The sequence below is a fragment of the Orrella sp. 11846 genome, assembly GCF_048820935.1.
GTDB lineage: Bacteria > Pseudomonadota > Gammaproteobacteria > Burkholderiales > Burkholderiaceae_B > Algicoccus.
Genome location: NZ_JBMERD010000057.1, coordinates 1 through 507, shown reverse-complemented (window position 1 = coordinate 507; position 507 = coordinate 1). Strand labels below are relative to the sequence as shown.

Here is a 507-nt window from a genome sequence, read left to right as displayed (position 1 = left end):
CCCGAAGTTCGACACTTTGCCGCCTAAGGGCGGTTTTTTTACGCCTATTTTTCTTTGCAAATCAAACATTTCTAATTATTCCTAAGTATTTTAGTGTGCTGGCATTTATTATTCTTAAAGTGTTGGCATTTTATGTTTTTATGTTAAAATGGTTGCATGTATATCAAAGTCACAAAATCTGGCGACAGACGCTACATCCAACTGGCCGAGTCCTATCGCGATAGCGAGGGCCGATCACGTCAGCGCATCATTGCGAACCTGGGGCGCCTCGATGACAGCACCAGTCAGGCCAATTCAATTCTTGCTGCTTTGTTGCAAGCATCAGGACAGCAGACTGGCGAAGGCAGTGAAGCTCGTTTGCTGTCCACGGCTCAGTTCGAATCTGCCCGCGCTCTTGGCGATGTCTGGGCGCTCACAGTGATTTGGAAGCAGCTCGGCTTTGACCGCTTAAAACAGCTCTTAAAACTCAAGACACGTCATCGAATTGACCTCGAAGCCTTGTTGCGC

Annotated in this window: 1 pseudogene; it reads left to right on the top strand. The window is 47.5% G+C overall.

Going from position 1 to position 507, the window contains the following annotated elements:
- Window positions 1–156: 156 nt before the first annotated feature.
- Window positions 157–507: pseudogene (locus ACOI06_RS14595) on the top strand (IS1634 family transposase); the annotation flags it as partial.